19 protein-coding genes and 2 pseudogenes are annotated in these 21,852 nt (G+C 61.0%); 12 read left to right on the top strand and 9 right to left on the bottom strand.

The features are described from left to right. Positions 1–151 precede the first annotated feature (151 nt). Positions 152–1,081 (bottom strand): LysR family transcriptional regulator, encoded by a 930-nt coding sequence (locus tag J0G10_RS04465; protein ID WP_095047394.1) that lies wholly within the window; start codon positions 1,079–1,081, stop codon positions 152–154. A gap of 119 nt (positions 1,082–1,200) precedes the next feature. Between J0G10_RS04465 and J0G10_RS04460 the strand changes: the two genes are divergently transcribed. The 3 genes from J0G10_RS04460 (at position 1,201) to J0G10_RS04450 (ending at position 2,874) form a co-directional block, all read left to right on the top strand. Beyond that, positions 1,201–1,494: a putative quinol monooxygenase gene (locus J0G10_RS04460; protein ID WP_095047393.1), complete on the top strand. Its 294-nt coding sequence runs from the start codon at positions 1,201–1,203 to the stop codon at positions 1,492–1,494. Positions 1,495–1,526: 32 nt separating this feature from the next. Continuing rightward, complete coding sequence (locus tag J0G10_RS04455; protein WP_095047392.1) at positions 1,527–2,540, top strand: zinc-binding alcohol dehydrogenase family protein; 1,014 nt, start codon at positions 1,527–1,529, stop codon at positions 2,538–2,540. A 160-nt stretch (positions 2,541–2,700) separates the two neighbouring features. Further along, positions 2,701–2,874 carry a hypothetical protein gene (locus tag J0G10_RS04450; protein WP_007914687.1) on the top strand — a complete coding sequence of 58 codons (174 nt, stop codon included), beginning with the start codon at positions 2,701–2,703 and terminating at the stop codon, positions 2,872–2,874. A 6-nt stretch (positions 2,875–2,880) separates the two neighbouring features. On the opposite strand, the gene J0G10_RS04445 is transcribed toward J0G10_RS04450, so the two are convergent. Then, positions 2,881–4,083 (bottom strand): multidrug effflux MFS transporter, encoded by a 1,203-nt coding sequence (locus J0G10_RS04445; RefSeq protein WP_007914685.1) that lies wholly within the window; start codon positions 4,081–4,083, stop codon positions 2,881–2,883. Positions 4,084–4,171: 88 nt separating this feature from the next. Next, positions 4,172–4,369: a cation transporter gene (locus tag J0G10_RS04440; protein ID WP_034154772.1), complete on the bottom strand. Its 198-nt coding sequence runs from the start codon at positions 4,367–4,369 to the stop codon at positions 4,172–4,174. 148 nt (positions 4,370–4,517) lie between these two features. Between J0G10_RS04440 and J0G10_RS04435 the strand changes: the two genes are divergently transcribed. Continuing rightward, positions 4,518–4,901, top strand: coding sequence for a hypothetical protein (locus tag J0G10_RS04435; RefSeq protein ID WP_077570848.1), 384 nt, complete (start codon positions 4,518–4,520; stop codon positions 4,899–4,901). A 9-nt stretch (positions 4,902–4,910) separates the two neighbouring features. Here J0G10_RS04435 and J0G10_RS29935 read toward each other — a convergent pair. Continuing rightward, positions 4,911–5,003: pseudogene (locus J0G10_RS29935) on the bottom strand (metal ABC transporter ATP-binding protein); the annotation flags it as partial. 93 nt (positions 5,004–5,096) lie between these two features. Between J0G10_RS29935 and J0G10_RS04430 the strand changes: the two are divergent. Then, on the top strand, positions 5,097–7,490 hold the full coding sequence (locus J0G10_RS04430; RefSeq protein WP_220557575.1) for a heavy metal translocating P-type ATPase: 2,394 nt from the start codon (positions 5,097–5,099) through the stop codon (positions 7,488–7,490). Next, a complete protein-coding gene (cueR, locus tag J0G10_RS04425; protein ID WP_220557573.1) occupies positions 7,487–7,900 on the top strand; it encodes a Cu(I)-responsive transcriptional regulator in 414 nt (137 codons plus the stop codon). Before J0G10_RS04430 ends, cueR begins: the two co-directional genes overlap by 4 nt. On the opposite strand, the gene J0G10_RS04420 is transcribed toward cueR, so the two are convergent. Next, a complete protein-coding gene (locus tag J0G10_RS04420; RefSeq protein WP_220557571.1) occupies positions 7,854–9,062 on the bottom strand; it encodes an MFS transporter in 1,209 nt (402 codons plus the stop codon). The two genes, cueR and J0G10_RS04420, sit on opposite strands and share 47 nt — an antisense overlap. Before the next feature lie 312 nt (positions 9,063–9,374). Then, complete coding sequence (locus J0G10_RS04415) at positions 9,375–10,271, bottom strand: PA4780 family RIO1-like protein kinase (protein WP_095047388.1); 897 nt, start codon at positions 10,269–10,271, stop codon at positions 9,375–9,377. Between the two features lie 447 nt (positions 10,272–10,718). On the opposite strand from J0G10_RS04415, the pseudogene J0G10_RS30270 reads away from it, so the two are divergent. Both J0G10_RS30270 and J0G10_RS30265 read left to right on the top strand, forming a co-directional pair. Continuing rightward, a pseudogene (locus J0G10_RS30270) lies at positions 10,719–11,807 on the top strand (cache domain-containing protein); the annotation flags it as partial. 90 nt (positions 11,808–11,897) lie between these two features. After that, positions 11,898–12,665, top strand: a complete 768-nt coding sequence (locus J0G10_RS30265; protein WP_416221716.1) for a methyl-accepting chemotaxis protein — start codon at positions 11,898–11,900, stop codon at positions 12,663–12,665. Between the two features lie 264 nt (positions 12,666–12,929). Here the strand turns inward: J0G10_RS30265 and J0G10_RS04405 are convergent, their stop codons facing one another. Then, the gene (locus tag J0G10_RS04405; RefSeq protein WP_095126093.1) at positions 12,930–14,207 is read right to left on the bottom strand and encodes an acetyl-CoA C-acetyltransferase; all 1,278 of its coding nucleotides are present in this window, start codon (positions 14,205–14,207) and stop codon (positions 12,930–12,932) included. Between the two features lie 283 nt (positions 14,208–14,490). Here J0G10_RS04405 and J0G10_RS04400 point away from each other — a divergent pair, with 283 nt between their 5' ends. The 4 genes from J0G10_RS04400 to J0G10_RS04385 all read left to right on the top strand — a co-directional run bounded on the left by J0G10_RS04400 (position 14,491) and on the right by J0G10_RS04385 (position 20,361). Next, on the top strand, positions 14,491–15,843 hold the full coding sequence (locus J0G10_RS04400; RefSeq protein WP_095126094.1) for a 3-oxoacyl-ACP reductase: 1,353 nt from the start codon (positions 14,491–14,493) through the stop codon (positions 15,841–15,843). Positions 15,844–15,845: 2 nt separating this feature from the next. Then, positions 15,846–16,700, top strand: a complete 855-nt coding sequence (locus J0G10_RS04395) for a MaoC family dehydratase (RefSeq protein ID WP_095047384.1) — start codon at positions 15,846–15,848, stop codon at positions 16,698–16,700. Between the two features lie 299 nt (positions 16,701–16,999). Further along, positions 17,000–18,556, top strand: a complete 1,557-nt coding sequence (locus J0G10_RS04390; protein WP_220557569.1) for a collagen-like triple helix repeat-containing protein — start codon at positions 17,000–17,002, stop codon at positions 18,554–18,556. A 134-nt stretch (positions 18,557–18,690) separates the two neighbouring features. Next, positions 18,691–20,361 carry a ShlB/FhaC/HecB family hemolysin secretion/activation protein gene (locus tag J0G10_RS04385; RefSeq protein WP_220557567.1) on the top strand — a complete coding sequence of 557 codons (1,671 nt, stop codon included), beginning with the start codon at positions 18,691–18,693 and terminating at the stop codon, positions 20,359–20,361. Positions 20,362–21,044: 683 nt separating this feature from the next. Here the strand turns inward: J0G10_RS04385 and J0G10_RS04380 are convergent. Beyond that, positions 21,045–21,452, bottom strand: a complete 408-nt coding sequence (locus tag J0G10_RS04380) for a response regulator (protein WP_095047381.1) — start codon at positions 21,450–21,452, stop codon at positions 21,045–21,047. A 71-nt stretch (positions 21,453–21,523) separates the two neighbouring features. Further along, on the bottom strand, positions 21,524–21,730 hold the full coding sequence (locus J0G10_RS04375; protein ID WP_095047415.1) for a Flp family type IVb pilin: 207 nt from the start codon (positions 21,728–21,730) through the stop codon (positions 21,524–21,526). Between the last annotated feature and the right edge of the window lie 122 nt (positions 21,731–21,852).

Below are 21,852 nucleotides of genomic sequence, written 5' to 3'. Positions count from 1 at the left end.
GACTGGCGACGCGGTGCGAGGATCTCCGGGCCGGGGTGTCGGTGCTGGCATGAGGCGGGCGCTAGTATAAGCGGGTTCGCCCGCGCGTCCTGCGCCGGGGCCTGCGCAGGTGGTGATTGTTCCTGACAGAAATTTCTCTATTTACCTGCGACTAATGATCAACTTTCGGAAAAGCGGGAAATTGACTACTCACTTCAGCGCATCGGCTGGCGAGCATTTCCCTCAGAAGGTTCACCGGCTTACTCAATTGGGCGCGATGGGCGCACAACAAATTCAGCGGTGCGCGCTCACAAAGCAGCTCTGGCAACAGCACTTTGAGCCGCCCGGCGAGCACATCGGCGCCCACGTCCAGCCACGACTTGTAGGCAATTCCGGCGCCGGCCACCGCCCACAGACGCACAACGTCGGCGTCATCGCTGAAACGGTCACCACTGACGGTCAGACCAACTTCACGTTTACCGTCATGAAAACTCCAATGGTCATGCACCCGGCTGCCGAGCATGTACAACAGGCAGTTGTGCTGGGCCAGTTGTTCGAGCTGGCGCGGTTCGCCGTGTCGGGCCAGATACGCCGGGGAGGCGCACAGCACACGGCGGTTGTGCGGGGCGATGGGCAAGGCGATCAGGCTCGAGTCTTCCGGCTCGCCGTAGCGCAAAGCGATGTCCACGGGTTGGCGGAACAAGTCCGCGATGCGATCGCCGAGCAGCAAGCGCACGGTCAGCTTCGGGTGCTCGCGCTGGAACTCGTCGAGCCACGGCAGTAACAGGTTGCGGCCGAAGTCCGAAGGCGCCGACAACTGCAAGACCCCACTGACCTGATCCTGTCCGCTGGCCAGTAAGCGCCGGCCTTCATCAAGGTTGCTCAGCGCCGCCCGCGCGTATTCGAGAAAGCCGTCGCCCTCCGCTGTCAGGCGCAGACTGCGGGTCGAGCGCGCGAGCAAGCGCGCACCGAGCTGCTGTTCAATCCGTTTCAACGCCGCACTCGCCACGGCAGCGGACATGTCCATCACCCGCGCGGCTGCCGACAGACTGCCCAGATCCGCCGCCCGGACAAACAACTGCAAGTCGTCAAAACGCAGCATGCTCAGCCTCAATTATCAAAAAAATATTGAAAGAGACTGCTCTTTTAGCCGGTTTTATCTCGCAGAGAAATAGCCAATCATCGCTCTATCGCATTCATCCCGCTTCTCTGGAGCCGAGCATGACCCAGCCATTCACCGCTATTGCCACCCTGATCGCCAAGCCGGGCCAACAGGATCTTCTCGAACAAGGCCTGCGCGCACTGGTTGAGCCGAGCCGCGCCGAAGCCGGTTGCAGCCAGTACGACCTGCACCGTGACCTCGCCGACCCGCAGGTGTTTTATGTGATTGAACACTGGGCCAGCGAAGCGATTCTTGAGGCGCACAACGCCAGCGCGCACTTCCAGCATTTCCAGGCAACGGCTGGCCACGCCATCGAACACTTCCAACTCAAGCGCCTCGGCGCGATTGTCTGATTCCTTCTTCTATTACCTGTACGGAGCCACTCATGAAAGCCATCGCCTATTACGCTTCCCTGCCGATCAGCGACGCCAAGTCCCTGCAAGACATCGAACTGCCAGAACCGGTCGCCGGCCCGCGCGACGTGCTGGTGGAAGTCAAAGCCATTTCGGTCAACCCGGTCGACACCAAAGTGCGGCAGAACGTGGCACCGGAAAACGGCGCGGCGAAAGTGCTGGGCTGGGACGTTGCCGGTGTGGTCAAGGCTGTTGGCAGCGAAGTGACGTTGTTCAAGGCCGGCGACAAAGTCTTTTACGCCGGCTCCATCGCCCGTGCCGGCGGCAACAGTGAGCTGCACGTGGTGGATGAGCGCATCGTCGGCCATATGCCGAAATCCCTCGGTTTTGCCGAAGCCGCCGCACTGCCGCTGACCGCGATCACCGCATGGGAGTTGTTGTTCGAGCGCCTGCAAATCCGCGAAGGCAATACCGATGAAGGCCAGAGCCTGCTGATCGTCGGTGCCGCCGGCGGGGTTGGCTCGATCCTGACGCAATTGGCCAGGCAACTGACCGGCCTGAAGGTGATCGGCACCGCATCCCGCGAGCAAACCCGCGATTGGGTCAAAGAACTGGGCGCCGACCTGGTCATCGATCACAGCCAGCCGCTGAGCGAAGAACTCAAGCGCGCCGGGGTCGACAGCGTGACCCACGTCGCCAGCCTGACCCAGACCGACCAGCACCTGGATCAACTGGTCGAAGCGCTGGCGCCGCAAGGCAAACTGGCGTTGATCGACGATCCGAAGTCACTGGACGTGAGCAAGCTCAAGCGCAAGAGCCTGTCGCTGCACTGGGAGTTCATGTACACCCGCTCGCTGTTCGAGACGCCAGACATGATCGAGCAGCACAAACTGCTTAACCGCGTGGCGGATCTGATTGATGCCGGGACGTTGAAGACCACGGTGGGCGAGCATTTCGGCACGATCAATGCGGCGAACCTGCGTCGCGCCCATGAGCTGCTTGAAAGTGGCAAAGCCAAGGGGAAAATTGTTTTAGAAGGTTTCTAAAAAACCGCACAGCGCAGCCTTCGCCGAACCTAGAGCGGTCGGCGGGGCTGCGCTGTTTTTTGCCGTCAGTCCGATGCTTGACCCTTGTCACAATTGCGATCGTATTCAGGTCTACAATCGAAGCCTCTGCGATACATCTTTTACGCAAGGGAGGTCAGCAATGAAGATCCTGATAAAAGAAGTGGCAAAGTCTCAATGGCAGGTTCGTCTGGACCAACACGCCGTGACATTCCGCAGTGAAGCCGAAGCACTGGCCTTCACCCGCACCCTCGAAGCGCGACTGTGCGCACCCCATCAGATTCCCGACCGCAGCCAGCAGCGCGCCGCCGGCTGAGGTTATTTATGCCTCGGCCTGAGCTTGCGCCAGTGCCCGGGCATTCTGCAGACGGCGGGTGAGCAGCGCCACGCACACCACCAGCAAACCGCACAGGCTGATGACTATTGCCATCGGCACGGCGGTGCCGTCGTGCAACACCCCTACCAGCGCCGAAGCGCCGGCGGCGACACTGAATTGCATGCAGCCGAGCAGTGCCGACGCACTGCCGGCGCGTGCGCCCTGCCCGTTCATCGCACAAGCGGCGGCGTTCGGGCTGATGCAACCCAGGCTCGACACGCAGATGAACAGTGGAATCAGCAGCGGCCACAAGGATTCGGTGTGCATTGCGCTGACCGCGAGCAACGCTAGCCCGGCGGCGAAGTAAACCCACACCGCCCGCGACAGCAGGAACGCCGGGCCGCGCTTGGCCAACATCCGCGCGTTGACCTGCGCCACCAGAATGAAACCCGCCGCGTTGGTGCCGAACAACCAGCCGAAATGCTCGGCCGGCACGCCATACAGTTTGATGAAGATGAACGGTGAACCCGCGATGTAAGCGAACATCCCGGCGATGGCGATGCCGCCGGTCAGGGCATGGCCGAGGTAAACCCGGTCCTTGAGCAAGCGCCCGTATTGACGCAGCGCGCCGGACAACGGCTGGCGCGGCATGTGCGCCGGCATACTTTCCGGCAGCCCCAGCGCCACGGCCAACCCGGCCAGTGCACTGAAGCCGGTCAACACCAGGAAAATCGACTGCCAACCCGTGGTGTTGACCAACAGACCGCCGAGCATTGGCGCCAGAATCGGCGCCAGGCCCATCACCAGCATCAATTGCGAGAAGACCTTCGCCGAGCCGACCGCGTCGCATTTGTCGCTGACCACCGCCCGGGAAATCACCATCCCCGCACAGCCGCCCAAGGCCTGGACAAAACGCGCACCGATCAGCCATTCCAGGTTTGGCGCATAAGCGCAGGCCAGGGATGCCAAGGTGAACAGCGTAAGGCCCACCAGCAACGGGATGCGTCGACCGAAGCGGTCCGCCACCGGGCCATAAGCCAGTTGGCCGATGGACAGACCGGCGAAATACGCCGCCAGCGTCATCTGCACGTGTTTCTCGTCGGTGCCGAACGCCAGCGCCATCGAGGGAAAGGCAGGTAAATAGAAGTCGATCGCCAAGGGCCCGAAGGCGGTCAAGGCACCGAGAATCAGAATGGTACGGAAGTTCATCAGGCATCCAGGTTGGCAAGTCGGCAGCCCGACAGTCTAGCCGCGCCCGAACGCCTTGAACATTCCGATAGCTCGCTAACGATCAATTTCAGACGAGTTTCACTGCGTAGCCTTCTTCGCTGATGACCTCAATCACCTGCTCGGCGCTCAGCGCGCTTTCCACGCCGACCTCTTTCGCAGCCAGATCAACCCGCACACTGGCCGCCGGGTCCTTGGCCTGCACAGCGTTGGTGATTGCTTTGACGCAGTGACCGCAGGACATGCCTTGAACGTTGAACACTTGCATGGAAATGACTCCTTTGAGTGAGGTTGCCGGCAGTTTCGAGCTTGCCACGATGGCAAGGTCAAGTTCTTCAATAAACTGCCGGGCTGGCAATCGGCGCCGCGCTCGGCCAAGCTGCGTACATCAATGACTCGATTCAGGAGATTCAGCCATGCGCTGGTCAGCTTTCAGCCTGTTTGGCTTTCTCAGTCTCTTTGCCGCAATTCCTACAGTGCAAGCCGCTGGTGAGGATTACGGCGTTCTGATCATCTCCCGCGAGCGCCTGGAAGTGGCAACCTCCTGCGAAATCGGTGTGTATATCCAGGATCAGCTGTCGGCGCGACTGTTTCAGGAACAGAGCACGTCTTTCAACCTGCCACCGGGCACTGTATCGCTGCGTCTGAAACTACTGCCGGGGCAGGTACCGGGTTGCAATCCGGGCTTGCTCGCACCGGGTTCGCAGGAAATAAAACTGCAGGCGGGCGATGTGCAGAAGTACCGGATCGCGATGACACAGGAAGGCATGTACCTGAAGCGCGCCGATCTCGGCTATTAAGCAACTACAAACCTGTGGGAGCGAGCCTGCTCGCGAATACGGTGTGTCATTCAGCGATGATGTTGACTGACCCACCGCTTTCGCGAGCAGGCTCGCTCCCACAGTTGGTTTTGCGGCGCGTCAAAGAATGGCGCTTGACCTTGCCCGCATGGCAAGGTTGATCCTTGTAGGCATCTACTACAGGGAGTACGACCAATGTACGATTCCATCACTTTCGACCTGCCGATTGCCGGCATGACCTGCGCCAGCTGCGCCGGCCGTGTCGAGCGGGCGTTGAGCAAAGTCAGCGGTGCCAGTGCCGTCAGCGTCAACCTCGCCACCGAGCAGGCCCGGGTGCAGGCGCCCGGCGACAGTCTGCCGGCCTTGATGGCAGCAGTTGAGCGCGCCGGTTACAGCGTGCCGCAGCAGGCTATCGAATTGAATATCGAAGGCATGACCTGCGCCTCCTGCGTCGGTCGCGTCGAACGTGCGCTGAACAAAGTGCCGGGCGTGAAAAGCGTCAGCGTGAACCTGGCCAACGAACGTGCGCATCTGGATTTGCTCGGCCAGGTCGACCCGCAAACGCTGCTTGAGGCCGTGAGCAAGGCCGGTTATTCGGCCAGCGTCTGGCAAGCCGAACACCCGCAAACCGATAACCAGCAACAGCGCCTCAAGCATGAGCGCTGGGCGCTGATCTGCGCCATCGCCCTGGCCTTGCCGTTGGTGGCGCCGATGTTGCTGCAACCGTTCGGCATCCACTGGATGCTCCCGGCCTGGGCGCAATTCGCCCTCGCCACGCCCGTGCAGTTCATATTCGGTGCACGCTTTTATGTAGCGGCGTGGAAAGCCGTGCGTGCCGGAGCGGGCAACATGGACTTGCTGGTCGCCCTCGGCACCAGCGCCGGTTACGGCTTGAGCTTGTACGAATGGGCCACCGCCGCCGGGCGCATGCCGCATCTGTATTTCGAAGCGTCGGCGGTGGTCATTGCCTTGGTGCTGCTCGGCAAATACCTGGAGAGCCGCGCCAAACGCCAGACTGCCAGTGCCATCCGCGCGCTGGAAGCGTTGCGTCCGGAACGGGCGATTCAAGTCATCGACGGCCGCGAGCAGGATGTCGCCATCAGCGCTTTGCGCCTGAACGATCTGGTGCTGGTCAAACCCGGCGAGCGTTTCCCGGTCGACGGCGAAGTCATCGAAGGCCAGAGCCACGCCGATGAAGCACTGATCAGCGGCGAAAGCCTGCCGGTACCGAAACAACCCGGAGACAAAGTCACCGGCGGCGCGATCAACGGTGAAGGCCGCTTGCTGGTGCGCACCCTGGCGCTCGGCGCAGAAACCGTGCTGGCGCGGATCATTCGTCTGGTTGAGGACGCTCAAGCCGCGAAAGCACCGATCCAGAAACTGGTGGATAAAGTCAGCCAGATCTTCGTGCCAACGGTGTTGCTGATCGCGTTGGTGACACTGATCGGCTGGTGGCTCTACGGCGCCCCCATGGAGACCGCGTTGATCAACGCCGTCGCGGTGCTGGTCATCGCCTGCCCGTGTGCGCTGGGGCTTGCCACGCCGACGGCGATCATGGCCGGCACCGGCGTAGCGGCGCGTCACGGCATTCTGATCAAGGACGCCGAAGCGCTGGAACGCGCCCATGAAGTCAGCAGTGTGGTATTCGACAAAACCGGCACGCTGACCTCCGGCACGCCGCGCATTGCCCATTTCAGTGCAGTGGATGGTGATGAAGACACGCTGCTGAAACTGGCCGGTGCGCTGCAACGCGGCAGTGAACATCCGTTGGCCAAAGCGGTACTCGATGCCGCAGCGGAACGAGGCCTGAACGTGCCGGATGTCAGCGACAGTCAATCGCTGACCGGTCGCGGCATTGCCGGCAATCTTGAAGGCCGGCGTCTGGCGCTGGGCAATCGGCGGATGCTCGAAGAAAGTGCTTTGAACGCGGGCAACCTGAGCGAATCTGCCCAGACTTGGGAAGCCGAGGGCCGCACCCTGTCGTGGTTAATCGAACAAAGCCCGGAACCGAAAGTGCTCGGTTTGTTCGCCTTTGGTGACACCCTGAAACCCGGTGCACTGGAAGCCGTGCAGCAACTCGCCGCCCAGGATATCCACAGCCATCTGCTGACCGGCGACAACCGTGGCAGTGCGCGCGTGGTCGCCGAGGCCCTCGGTATCAGCAATGTCCACGCCGAAGTGCTGCCGGCGGACAAAGCCGCGACCGTCACCGAGCTTAAAAAAAACGGCGTGGTCGCCATGGTCGGTGACGGCATCAACGACGCCCCGGCCCTCGCCGCTGCCGACATCGGTATCGCCATGGGCGGCGGCACAGATGTGGCCATGCACGCAGCGGGCATTACCCTGATGCGCGGCGATCCACGGTTGGTGCCGGCGGCGCTGGAGATCAGTCGCAAAACCTATGCAAAGATCCGCCAGAACCTGTTCTGGGCCTTTGTCTACAACCTGATCGGCATTCCGCTGGCGGCGTTCGGCTTCCTTAACCCGGTGCTGGCCGGCGCGGCGATGGCGCTGTCGAGCGTCAGCGTGGTGAGCAATGCGTTACTGTTGAAAACCTGGAAACCCAAGGACCTGGAGGAACACCGATGAACATCGGTCAAGCGGCCAGACACAGTGGCCTGAGCGCGAAAATGATCCGCTATTACGAGTCGATCGGCCTGCTCAAAGCGGCGCATCGCACCGACAGCGGTTACCGGGTCTATGGTGACGATGACCTGCATACGCTGGCGTTCATCAAGCGCTCGCGGGATCTGGGCTTTTCCCTGGAAGAGGTCGGCAAACTGCTGACCCTCTGGCAGGATCGCCAACGCGCCAGCGCCGATGTCAAAGCCTTGGCCCGCCAGCACATCGACGAGTTGAACCAGAAGATTCGCGAGCTCGGCGAATTACGCGACACCCTGCAAGACCTAGTCGAGCACTGCAACGGCGACCACCGCCCCGATTGCCCGATCCTCAAGGAACTGGCGTCGGGCTGCTGCGCACAACCTCCCGGCGCTTGAGCGCCAGAACTTTCACCAGCAGCAACGTACTGAGCGGAATGCCGTGAAACAGCATGACCACGGCACCCGGCGTCCACCACGCGTAGAACGGCGCGGCGATCAGCATGCCGATACCGAACCCGGTCATTTGCAGCAAAGTCAGCACGCTGAAAATCGGCAGGCGCAATTGCTCGGGTTCACGCTGCAGACGCGACATCAGCCCGACCTCGGAAAAGCCGTCACCCAGCCCTGCCGGCAAGGAAAACAGCAACAGCGCATAGAGGTTGTGTTGCTGGAACATCAGGATAAAGCCACAGGACATCAGCGCCACACCGAAGAAAAACCGTCGTTCGAGGTGGATGTTGTCCGAGCCTTTGAGACGGCTGGCGATTCGCGCACCCAGCAATTTGCCGCTGGCCCACACCGCGAGCATCAGGCCCAGCGTGGTGCTCGCCGATTCTGGGGTGAGCAGTTTGGAGATGATCGGAAAGCCGACGTTGTGCGCGGCGCTGCCCAAGGTGTCGGCCATGGTCACTGCGAGCATGGCGGCAATCACCGGCGTCGCACGCAAGCCCTGCTTGAGCGCTGACCATTCGCCGCGTTCCGGTGCGTCGTTGACGGTTGCGGGTGCGAACCGCAGCGGCACAATCAATAACGCGGCCAGCAAATAGGTCAGCGCATTCAGCGCGAACACCGTTTCAAAACCAAACCCCGCTACCAGCAAACCTGAAACCAGGCTGCCACCAACCATCGCGGCGGATGAAGCCGAGGTGATCCAGGCATTGGCCTTGAGCAACTGATCGGCGTGGATCAAACGCGGCAACTGGCTGTTGAGGCCGATGGCGAACATCGAGTTTCCCAGGCCCAGACCGAAGGCGATCACCGGCAACAGCAAGGCCTGTTGGCTGACGGGCACGATCAACAACAGACCGAGCACGCTGGCGCGCAGCAGGTCGAAGGCGATCAGCGGTGCGCGTCCGCTGCAACGACGGTAAAACGCGGTGCCGATCAGACTGGCAAAAATCCCCCCGCCGACACGACTGGCGAGAAAGACCCCGACGCTTATTGCGCTGTTGCTCAGCAGGTAGACGTAGGTGGCCAGCGCAACCATGTTGAGGAAGGCGCCGAAATCGGAGATCAGTCGAGCGGTGACGATCAGGTGGGTGTTGCGGGGGGTGGTCACATTCAGTCCTTGAGTGTGGTTGGGGCGGTGGACAGTAGACTTGAATTTGCGGGGATCCGAAAGAGGCCCCTCACCCTAACCCTCTCCCAGGGGGAGAGGGGACCGATTGGGGGATATTTGGGAGGTACACCGACCTGAACGTTTTTCGTTGAATCCATAATCGACTCGTTTTTTCAGGTCGATATATGACGCAAGACACCTCGGCCGGCTCCCTCTCCCTCTGGGAGAGGGCTGGGGTGAGGGGCTTCTGGGCTTGTAAGGCTTCTGAATCAAACAAAAAACCCGGCCGAAGCCGGGTTTCTCATCAAGCAATCACTGCATCCACGGTGGTGGCGGTGGCTCGTCAGACTTGCCTTTCGGCTCGTCGTCCGATGCACGGATGGCCTGCTTGCGTTCCTCGTCGAGGCGCGCCGCTTCGATCTCGCGCAGAACTCCGCCAACATCGGCCAGGTCTTCCGGATCATCGAACTCACCGGTCAGCACACTGTTCGGGTGCAGGGTGCCGGCTTCGTACAACGCCCACATTTCCTTGGCGTATTTGGTCAGCTTCAACTCCGGGGCAAAGCGTCCGAAGTAGGAAGCCATGTTGCCAACGTCGCGTTCCAACATGCTGAACGCGTGGTTGTTGCCGGCAGCGTCGACAGCTTGCGGCAGGTCGATGATGACCGGGCCGGTCGGCGTCAACAGCACGTTGAACTCCGACAGGTCACCGTGCACCAGACCGGTACACAACATCAGCACGATCTGCGAAATCAGGAACGCGTGATACTCGCGCGCCTGATCCGGCTCCAGCACCACGTCATTGAGACGCGGCGCGGCGTCGCCGAACTCGTCGGCCACCAGTTCCATCAACAGCACGCCGTCGAGGAAATCGTACGGTTTGGGCACCCGCACGCCGGCGCCGGCCAGACGGAACAGCGCCGCCACTTCGGCGTTCTGCCAGGCATCTTCGGTCTCTTTGCGACCGAACTTGGAGCCTTTCGCCATTGCGCGAGCCTGTCGGCTGTTGCGCACCTTGCGGCCTTCCTGATACTCGGCCGCCTGGCGGAAACTGCGTTTGTTCGCCTCCTTGTAGACCTTTGCGCAACGTAACTGATTGCCGCAGCGCACCACATAAACAGCTGCTTCTTTACCACTCATCAGTGGGCGCAGCACTTCGTCGACCAGACCGTCCTCGATCAGGGGTTCAATGCGTTTTGGAGTCTTCATCAGCTTTTATTGTGGGTCCTTTATTACCAAACACGCGAATGTCACTCGTTATACGGCAATCCTCGCATCACGGGGAGGGGTTGCCGACCTGTGAACGTTGAGAATGCACACACTGTGCCGGATTAAACAGGGCCAACTCTGCGCTCGCGCATCGACCGTGGGGAATCATAGCCGAGGCTGTTGTACTTGTTGGTACATGTCTTCAAGGGCATTTGCGACAGAATCTGACATCCGGCTGTTGTCCCCTCGGCAGTTTTTTGCAAAGTCGCCTCAATTTCCCTGTTTTGCAGCCGAAGCCCTCAATGACAGAGGGATTTGTCCGACAATCGTTCCACAACAATCAACGATGCCGTGCTCAGGGATACGGGTGATCCACAACGTTTTCGGCTGCCAATAAACCACAAGTCATCTGCACTGCGTGGGCCTACAAGAAAATCTGGAGCGCGGATGAACATCAAACAGAAATTGACGTGGGCGTTTGCAATCATCGCCTGCTTGCCGGTGGTGCTAGTCGCAACGCTGGTGGTGATGAACCTGCGCAGCGATGCCCGGGACAGTTTTGTCGACAGCAGCGGTCGCGAAATTCGTCAGGTCAGCAATGCCATGCAGCTGTTTTTTGATGGCATCAGCCAGAACGTCGATTACCTGGCGTCGCAGCCGCTGATCAAAAACACCGACGACAGCCTCAAGACCTACATGAGCGCCAACGCCGAATCCATCCCGCAAGGCGAGATGGACAAAAAGGTCTTCGCGTTCCTCCAGGACCTGGGCAACGCCCACCCGGCTTACGCCTACGCCATCGTTGGCACCGCCGCCGGCGGTTATGTGTCGTGGCCGGACGATCCGAAGCTCAACAACTACGACCCGCGTCAGCGGCCGTGGTACAAGGCTGCCCAGGCTAAACCGGGCAAACCGTTGCGGACCGCCGCTTACTACTGGGCGCAGGACGATGCGACCTACGTCAGCACCGTGCGCACCATCGACAACAAACTCGGCAGCAACGGCGGCGTGGTCAGCATCGACGTGACGCTCAAGCAGCTCACCGAGATCGTCAAACAGATCAAGCTGGGCGAAACCGGCTACCTGATGCTTCTGGAAAACAGCGGCACGGTGCTGGTCGATCCGAAACAGCCGGAACACAATTTCAAGCCGCTGGACAGCCTAGGCGAAGGCTATGCGCAACTGGCCAAGGCGGGCAAAGGCCTGGTCGAAGTCGAGCTTAACGGCGAGCGCTACATGGCCAACGTCTGGCCATCGGAGCAATTGGGCTGGACCTTCGTCGGCCTGATCAAGCAGAGCGATGTGATGAGCTCCGCCACGCAACTGACCTGGCTAATCGCGATCATCGCCGCCGTGCTGGCCGTGCTGTTCGCCGTGGTCGGCGCCAGTTTTGCCAGCCTGATCGTGCGGCCGATCCGCAGCGTCGCCAGTGGCCTGGAAGGCATCGCGCAGGGCGAAGGCGACCTGACCAAAAACCTCGATATCCGAGGCAACGACGAAACCGCGCAACTGGCCAACTGGTTCAATCAGTTCCTCACCGCGATCCGCAGCCTGATTCAGCATATCGGCGGCGCCGCCGGGAAAATCCTCGCGACCTCGCAGAGTTCGACCCGCGTCTCAAGCGACATGGCCGAAGCCGCCGGGCGTCAGCGTGAAGCCGTGGACATGGTCTCGACCGCGTTCCACGAAATGGTCGCCACCGCCAACGAAGTCGCACGCTCGTGCAGTCAGGCAGCGGATTCGGCCGACAGCGGCCAGCGGCAGGCCCGCCAAGGTCAGCAGCAGATTGATGCGGCGGTAAACAGCGTCGACCAACTAAGCCAGGAGCTGGAGCAATCGGCGCAGTCTATGCAGCAACTGGAGCGTGACAGCAACGATATCCAGTCGATCCTCGGCACCATCCGCTCCATCGCCGAACAGACCAACCTGCTCGCGCTCAACGCCGCCATCGAAGCAGCGCGCGCCGGTGAGCAGGGCCGTGGTTTTGCCGTGGTCGCCGATGAGGTGCGCGCACTGGCCAAACGCACGGCGGATTCGACGGCGGAAATCGATGGCTTGCTCGGCAATCTGGCCAAGCGTACCAGTCAGGTCACGCAACAGATGCATGCCAGCCTGCAGGTCTCGCAGCAGTCGGTGACGCGTATCGGCGAGGCGCGCGAAAGCTTCGGGCAGATCCGCGAATCGGTGGACGTGATCCGTGACATGAACACGCAGATCGCCACCGCCGCCGAAGAACAGCATCAGGTAGCTGAGGACATCAACAGGCACATCAGCCAGATTCACGGGGATGCGCAGTTGGTGGCGGAACTGGCCAACTCGGCGCGCCTGGATTCGCAGAGTCTGGCGGGGTTGTCGAATGAGTTGGATGGGTTGGTCAGACGGTTTCGTACCTGAACCTCAAAAGCCACCCTCATCGGAACGCCGCCCGCCCAGCCCTCTCCCTGAGGGAGAGGGGGCTGACCGAGGTGTCTGGCGTTATGCATCGACCTGAAATACCGCGTCGAATATGGCTTGGCAGAATTCTCCAAATCAGTTCGATTCCGGATTCAGCACAACTCTCTCAGGTCGGTGTAACTCCGAAGCATCCCCCAATCAGTCCCCTCTCCCTCTGGGCGGTCCGACGTTTCGGGAGGGCTAGGGTGAGGGGCTCTTTCAGCGTCAGCGTTCGATGATGGCGGTGACGCCTTGCCCACCCGCCGCGCAAATCGATATCAACCCCCTGCCCTTCCCCGCTGCGTCCAGCAACTTCGCCAGGTTCGCCACGATGCGCCCTCCGGTCGCCGCAAACGGATGCCCGGCCGCCAGCGAACTGCCCTTCACGTTCAGCCGGCTACGATCAATCGAACCCAACGGCGCGTCGAGTCCCAGACGGGTTTTGCAGTATTCGGGATCCTCCCAGGCCTTCAGCGTGCACAGCACTTGCGCCGCGAACGCTTCATGAATTTCGTAGTAGTCAAAATCCTGCAAGGTCAGCCCGTTGCGTGCCAGCAACCGTGGCACGGCATACACCGGCGCCATCAGCAGCCCTTCGGCGCCGTTGACGAAATCCACTGCCGCCGCTTCGCCATCGCGCAGATACGCGAGAATTGGCAAACCCCGTTCCTTCGCCCATTCCTCACTGCCGAGCAATACCACCGACGCGCCATCGGTCAGCGGCGTGGAGTTGCCTGCCGTCAACGTGCCTTTGGCGCTTTTTTCAAAGGCCGGTTTCAGCGTCGCGAGTTTTTCCAGGGTCAGGTCCGGGCGCAGATTGTTGTCGCGGGTTAGACCAAGGAACGGCGTCATCAGGTCGTTGTGCCAGCCTTCGCTGTAGGACGCGGCGAGTTTGTGATGACTTCCGAGGGTCAGTTGATCCTGCTCTTCACGCGGGATCTGCCAGGTCTGCGCCATCAATTCACAGTGCTCGCCCATCGACAGCCCAGTGCGTGGTTCGCCGATGCGTGGAAAGTCGGGAATCAGATGTTTGGGGCGCAGTTGCAGAAAGGTTTTCAGTTTGTCGCCGGTGGTCTTGGCGCGGTTGGCTTGCAGGAGGATTCTGCGCAGGCCTTCGCTGACTCCGATCGGCGCGTCCGAGGTGGTGTCGACGCCGCCGGCGATGCCGCTCTCGATCTGGCCGAGGGCGATCTTGTTCGCCACCAGAATCGCCGCTTCCAGACCGGTGCCGCAGGCTTGCTGAATGTCATAGGCGGGCGTGGCGGGTGACAGACGTGAGCCGAGCACGCATTCACGGGTCAGACTCATATCTCGTGACAATTTCAGCACCGCGCCCGCCACCACTTCACCGATGCGCTGGCCATGCAGGTTGTAGCGTTCGATCAGGCCCTCAAGGGCGGCGGTGAGCATCGCCTGATTGCTGGCCGTGGCGTACGGCCCGTTGGAACGGGCGAAAGGGATACGGTTACCGCCAATGATCGCGACGCGGCGCAGCTGACTCATGAATAACTCCTTTTCCGAAGGTTTGAATTCACGCCAATCCCCTGTAGGAGTGAGCCTGCTCGCGATAGCTGTGGGTCAGATAAACATTTCTTGACTGATACACCGCTATCGCGAGCAGGCTCACTCCTACAGGGGTCAGCTGTGTTTCTGAATGTGGGTTCGGCAACACAAACGCCGGGGGCAAACTACTCTGCTGTTCTAGCGTAGGCCTTATTACGTGGATCGAACGATTGATTGCCATCGGTAGTCCACACTTTGAACCCCAACTTTTGGAGAGCGTTCCATGTCTGACCGCTATATCGACTTCGCCAACTCGTCCATCGGCCATCGCCTGGTCGGGGCGCTGGGCCTGCCGTCGCCGGTGCGGCTGGAACGCTGGCAGGCCGGGCGCCTGCGGCCGGTGGAAGGGGCGCTGCTGATCGGCGGCGGGCCGCTGGCGGAGCGCGTCAGTGCCTTCGCCAACCGTTTGACCGACGGCATCTACCGTTACGGCGAACAACCGGCAACCGCCACCGAATGGATTCCCGGCCACGGCCCGAAACTCAAAGCCGTGGTGTTCGACGCCAGCGAACTGCTGCACACCGACCAGCTCAAGCAACTGCGCGAATTCTTCCAGCCGTTGATGAAGAATCTAGAGCATAGCGCCCATCTGGTGATTCTTGGTCGTGCGCCGGAAACCCTCAGTGATCCGTTTGCTGCCAGTGCGCAACGAGCGCTGGAAGGGTTTTCCCGTTCGCTGGCCAAGGAGCTGCGCAGCGGCGGCACGCTGCAACTGATCTACGTCGGTGAGGGCGCCGAAGATCAACTGGAAGGCCCGCTGCGGTTTTTCCTCTCGCCGAAAAGTGCGTTCGTGTCCGGCCAGGTGATCCGCCTGACGGCTTGTGCGACGCCAGTGACTGACTGGACACGGCCGCTGGCCGGACGCAAGGCGCTGGTCACTGGTGCGGCTCGCGGTATCGGCGCATCGATTGCCGAGACCCTGGCGCGCGACGGCGCCGAGGTGATCCTGCTCGACGTGCCGCCGGCGAAGACCGATCTGGAAGCCCTCGCCGCCCGCCTCGGCGGCCGCGCGATTACCCTGGATATCTGCGCCACCGACGCCGCCACGCAACTGATCGGACAACTGCCTGACGGCCTCGATATTCTGGTGCACAACGCCGGCATCACCCGCGACAAAACCTTGGCCAATATGACCCCGGAATTTTGGGATGCAGTGCTGGCGGTCAACCTCAACGCGCCGCAAGTGCTGACCCAGGCACTGCTCGACAGCGGCACGCTGCACGACAACGCGCGGGTGATTCTGCTGGCCTCGATCAGCGGCATTGCCGGCAATCGCGGGCAAACCAACTACGCCGCGAGCAAGGCCGGGCTGATTGGTCTTGCGCAGGCCTGGGCACCGACACTGCTGGAACGCGGCATCAGCATCAACGCCGTTGCGCCCGGTTTTATCGAAACGCAAATGACTGCACACATTCCGTTTGGCCTGCGTGAGGCGGGCCGGCGCATGAGTTCGCTCGGTCAGGGCGGTTTACCGCAAGACGTCGCCGAAGCCGTCGCGTGGCTGGCGCAACCGGGCACCGGCGCATTCACCGGGCAGGCACTGCGCGTCTGTGGACAAAGCGTTCTGGGGGCTTAGGCATGAGCATGGAATGGCATACGCTGGATCGCGAACCGAGTCTGCCCGGGCTCTACGCACGGGCGGCGACGCGACGCAAAATCACCGGCACCCAATTACCCGACAGCGGCTTGCGCTGTTGGGTCGATGTCGATGGCCAACGCCTGGCAGGCTATCGCAAGGTCTGCGGATTCGTCGATGACGGTCTATTGCCGCCGACGTATCCGCACATCCTCGCCTTTGCATTGCAGATGCAATTGCTCACCGCCAAAGCATTTCCGTTCCCGCTGTTGGGGCTGATTCATCTGAGCAACCGCATTCGCGTGTTGCGCCCGATGGGCGGGATCGGTCGGGCGCAGGTCAGCGTGCGCGTGACGAATCTGCAAGCGCATCCCAAAGGTGCGACGTTCGATCTGCTGACCACCCTGGATGATCAACTCGGGCCGTTGTGGGAAGCCGAAAGCCAGATGCTCTGTCGCGGTGTGAAACTTGAGGGCGAGCCGGCCGAGCAGACCTGGGAGCCGTCGCAATCGCTGGTGGAGGTGGCACGCTGGAAAGCCCCGGTCGATATCGGTCGGCAATACGCCAAAGTGTCCGGCGACTACAACCCGATTCACCTGAGTGCGGCCAGTGCCAGGCTGTTTGGCTTTCCAACAGCGATCGCCCATGGTTTGTGGAACAAGGCGCGAACACTCGCGGCGCTGGGCGATCATTTGCCCAAGGCCAACCTTGAGATCGCCGTGCACTTTCGTAAACCGGTGCGCCTGCCCAGTGAGGTGACCTTGCTGGCGAGTGCGGCGGGGTCCAGTGGTGAGTTGCGGCTGATCGGTGCACAAGACCTCGAACACATGGTCGGGCAGTGGCAACCCATTGCCTGAGCTCGCGGCACACCATTAATTGTGTGTATATAACTTAAGTTTTCGCCGTCCTTCCCCCTTCCACTGAAAAAACCAGGGCCTTGATTATCAAGGCCTTTTTTTGTCCGGCTATATCCTGGGTATTAGTCCTTAGGCGCTGAACTTCACCTTATATATAAAGGCGTTAATACCAACTTGAGAATGGCCTGAAACCTGCCCCTGGACTGAGATTGAGCACAACGGGCGAAGGCATCACCGACAACAGATCGGCGAGCCATCGAAGACAACGAACGTTGTGACAGGTGCAAGGAATCTCAATCATGAAAACTCAAAACGTGTGGTGCAAATCGGCAATCGCTCTGGCATTGATTCTCTCCCTTGGCGTCACCGGGTGCAGCAGCGGTGGTGGCGGTCATAAAAGCAGTTCCGGCAGTTCTTCGGCGGATGGTACGGCGGGTACTGGTGGCACATCGGGTACTGGCAGCACAGGTGGCACGGGTGGCAGCGGTGATACCGCAGGCACTGGCGGAACCGGTGGCACGGGTGGTACAGGCGGCACTGGTGGCACTGATCCGACTAATCCAACCAACCCGACAGACCCGACTGACCCCACTAACCCGACCAACCCAACCACCACACCGTTGGTGACCACCACGTTGGTGCAGGATGTCGGTAATACCGTCGCTGGCGTCGGCGATGGCGTTGGCCAGATCGGCGACTCGCTCAGCACCGTACCGGTGGTCGGTGGTGTGGTGCAGAGTGCGGCCAACACCGCAGGCAATGTTGTCAGCACCTTGGGTGATGGCGTCGCCGATGGCGTAGGCAAACTGGCCACCGACCCTAATGGCCTGACCACCACCGTTGCTTCGGTTGGCGGTGTAGTGACGGATGTTGGCAACGGCGTCTCCGACCTCAGCGCCAAGCTGTCCACTGCCACCACCAGCGTGCCAGTGGTGGGCGGTGTAGTCACCAGAGTCGCGCCGTTGGTTGATGGGGTCGGCGAGAAAGTCACCATGCTCGGTAATACCCTCGACACCACGCTGACCAGCGGCCCGACCAGTCAACTGACGAACAAACTCGGCAGTAGCCTGGTGCCAGTGATCGCGATGGTTGAAAGCACCACTGACAAAGTCGGCGATGCGACCGGTCTGGGCGATCCGCTCAAAGGCGTGGTTGCGCAAGTCGGTGGCGCGGTGAACACACTGGGCGGCAATGTTACCGATGCGGGTAACGGCAACGCCTTGACCAACACACTCGGCGGCGCGTTGAGCGATACCGGCACCGCAGTCGCCAAGGCTGGCGGTCTGGTGTCCAACGGCACTGGTTCGGGTACTGGTGGAGTGGGCGGTGGCCTCGGTGGTACTGGCCTGCTGCAAACCGTTGGCGGCGCGGTGGTCAATGTCGGCTCAGGTCTGGCGGCAGGCAACGGCACTCTCGCAGCGCCTGGCAACGTCCTCGCAGCGGCCGGCAACACAGTGGCTTCGCTCAACACCGTACTCGGCGGTTCGGGCACCCCGATCACCGCAACCACCTCACCTCTGGCCACGGTTGGCGGAACCTTGGGGGCAGGCCTGAACCCGGTTACCAGTGCGGTTACCAACGTGACCCAACAAGTCGGCGCCGCTACCGGTATCGGCTCACCTGTTACAGGTCTCACCGGCCAGGTGGGCGGCGCGGTCAGCAGTATCGGCGGCAGCATTGCCGCGACCAACAACCCGGTCACCACCGCAGTCGGTGGTCTGGTCAGCAACGTTGGCGGCACCGTCGCCGCCGTCGGTGGCCTGGTCAACGGCGGTACCAGCGGGGGTACCACCAGTGGCGGTCTGGGCGGTGTACTCGGTGGTCTGACTGGCACTCTGGGAGGCAACACACGCTAAATTGCACCTGGCCGATTCGACGGCCTCACCTACAGCGCCTACGCTTGGTTGAGGGCGGAAGATTCCCACGAGTCTTCCGCCTTTTTTCTTAGGAAAATTCAGCCCAGTGCCGTGATCTGACCATGGAGTGTCCTATGCGCGTAATGGCATCCCTGCTGTTCCTCAGTCTCAGTTCCGCCGCCCTCGCCGACACCCTGCCCAGCTTTCTCAACAGCAACGAAACCATCCGCAATCTGCCGGTGCCGAACCTGCCGGCCGATGCCTATCGCCCAAGCGCCACGCCGGTGCAAGTGCCGGACGCTGGTGCCGCCACTGCGCAACCGCTGTTGATGGACACCAAGATCAAACTGCAAACCGTGCAGATCGAAGGCGGCACCCTCTACCCGCTCAACGAACTCGCCGAAATCTATAAGCCCCTGATCGGCCGGCAAGCCACGCTCGCCGAGCTGATCGAAGCCACGCGCAACATCACCCGACGCTATCAGCAGGACGGTTACCTGCTGTCCTACGCGTTCTTGCCGCAGCAAAATTTCAATGACGGCGTAGCGCGCGTGGTGCTGGTGGAAGGCTACGTCCGCGATATCCAGATCCAGGGCGATGTCGGCCGGGTCAAAGCCCTGCTCGACAAACTGGCGGCGAAGATTCAGACCGAGCGGCCGCTGACCCGCAAGACGTTCGAGCGCTACACCACGCTGATGACGCGCATTCCCGGGGTGACGATCCAGGCCCAGGTGCCACCGCCCGGCACCACCGACGGCGCCACAACACTGGTGGCCCAGGCCAGTCGCAAACCCTTCACCAGTACGCTGAGCACCACCGAAGACAACCGCAACGGCACCCAGGCACTGCTCGGTGTCAGCAGCAATTCGCAGACCGCGATGGGCGAGCAACTGACCCTCAGCGGCCTGTTCCCACCGGGTGACGATCACGAACATTACTACCGGCTCGACTACAACCAGTTCATCAATGACGAGGGCGCACAACTGGCGCTGTCGGCTTCACGCTACCGTGCTGACCCCGGCACCAATGTCCTGCTCGACAATGGCCTGCAACTCAAACCGCACCGCGAAAACGACCGCTACTCGATCGGTTTCACCTTGCCACTGATTGCCGCCTCCAACGAACTGCTAACGGCCGGTTCAAGGCTTTACGCGGTCAACGACAAGACCCGCTACAAGGTGATCGGCTTCCCGCTGAGTGTCGAAGAACGCACCGACATCCGCGCCCTCGCCTTCGAGAGCGACTGGCGCAAGGCCGATGCCCGCCAACTGCGAATCCTCAGTGGCGGTGTGTACCAAGGCGTCGACAGCATGGGCGCGAAAACCAACAACAACGCCATCGACCTCGACTTCTTTCGCCTGCGCCTGTCTGGCGTGCAGAGCGACAAGTTCCTCGACAACTGGCAAGGCGTGCTGTCTGCCGCACTGTACTGGAGCGACGACACCCTGCCCGACAGCGAGCGCGCGGTGTTCGGCGGGCAGAACTTCGGTCGTGGTTATCCCGACGATCGAGCGTCCGGCGACAAGGGCTGGGGCGTGGCGTACGAGGTCAACTACAGCTTCAACCGCGACGGCAACTGGGTGCGCATCCTGCAACCGTACTTCGTCCTTGATCGCTCACGCAGCTGGTTCAACGAATTGCCGGTAAAGGCCAACAACCTGTCATCGGCGGCGATCGGGCTACGGTTTGGCGATGCCAAGTACTACAACATTGCGCTGGAAGCGGCGAAGGCGATGTCGGATGAAGCGCTGGACACGTTCAATCGCCGGACGCGGTACAGCATCAGTTTCAGTTATCAGTTGTAAGCCGAAACACCCAAGAGGCTTCTGCAGCGGCGGGTGGAGTGTACAAACGGCAGAACTGGGTCGGATTGCAGGCAGCCTCGCTAGCAGGCTAGCTCCCACAGTTGAATTGGGTGCATACAGAGAGAGATTGATCGCTGTCAGGCCGCCATCGCGAGCAGGCTCACTCCTACAGTTGGATTGAGTGCATTCAGTTAGAAACTGGCCGGCTGTCAGGCCGCTTTCGCAGGAACGCCGTCCGCAGCAAACTCGCCCCCACAGAAAAGCCAAAGCAAAACAGCACACACCGCGCACCGCGCATCGCTACCGCTCCTCACCACTCAACAGGATGAGCGTTAGCTCGGCTGCAGCTCTTGATCTTGATTCACCGGCCGCGTCGGCAGGCTGAGTGGAGGGATTGATCCGGGGGTGGGAGCGCAGCGACCGTTTGGCGAAGCCAAACACAGCGAGAGGAGGTGCAGCGAAGCAAACCGTAGGCGCTGCCCCCGGATCGATCCCGGAGCGAAGGAACCCCGAGCCTCAGCGAGTGGGCCGAACGTTGCGGCAAGCCTTTTTGGGTACTTTTTCGGCGTCTGGAAAAAGTGCCTCGCCGTAAGGGCGAAACCGCCAGCTGCAACACCCAAAAAAACGGATATTCACCCAAAACACCCAAAGCACGGTCGGCCCAGAGGCCGCCGAGCTCAACCTCAGCCAACCTGAACCTTAGGCTTGGGAAACAAATTATCCAAAGTCTCCAACAACCTGACGTAATAAATCGGCTTGCGAAACAGATCCACCACCTGCAACCGCAACAAATCACTGACGTCTTCCATATCCGCATGCCCCGACATCACAATCACCGGCAAATGCTGCCGAGAAGTATGCTCACGCAACCGCTTGATCAACGACATCCCGGACTCCTCCGGCATACGCAAATCAGTAATCACCAGCGCGATATCGGGATGGCGAGTCAGATGATGCAACGCCAGCTTCACCGACGTCGCCGCATGACAGACAAACCCCTCACCCTCCAGCAACTCCGCCAGTTCCAGCAACGCGTCCTCTTCATCGTCAACCAAAAGCAACTGTTGGCGGTGCGGCGAAGACGCGTTCATAGGCAATACCTGAAAGCTGAATGGAAAATCCATTGTAGTGCGATATCAGCCAGGTGCAGCGTTCCCACGACTCAAGGCGTCGGCCGTGTCACAGCCGTACCATCAAGAGACGTCAAAATATTATTGAAGATCGCCAGCACCCTATCGCCAAGAGGGGTTACGAATGCCACAACCACGACGGCGACCATCGCCACCACAATGGCGTACTCGATCGCCGAAGCCCCTTCTTCATTCTTGATGAACACCCGGGCTCTGGACATTAGATAGTCGAAAGTCATGCGAAACATAGGACTGCTCCTTTGCGCCTCTGGCGCTGATGTCACTACAACGGCAAAGACCCACCGTGCCATTTGAGCATTGTCAAGAAACCCCCACCCAACAACTGTAAGAACGGATTAAC

This window comes from Pseudomonas germanica (assembly GCF_019614655.1).
Lineage (GTDB): Bacteria > Pseudomonadota > Gammaproteobacteria > Pseudomonadales > Pseudomonadaceae > Aquipseudomonas > Aquipseudomonas neuropathica.
Note: the sequence above shows the minus strand (reverse complement) of the source record. Positions and strands in the feature narration are given on the sequence as shown.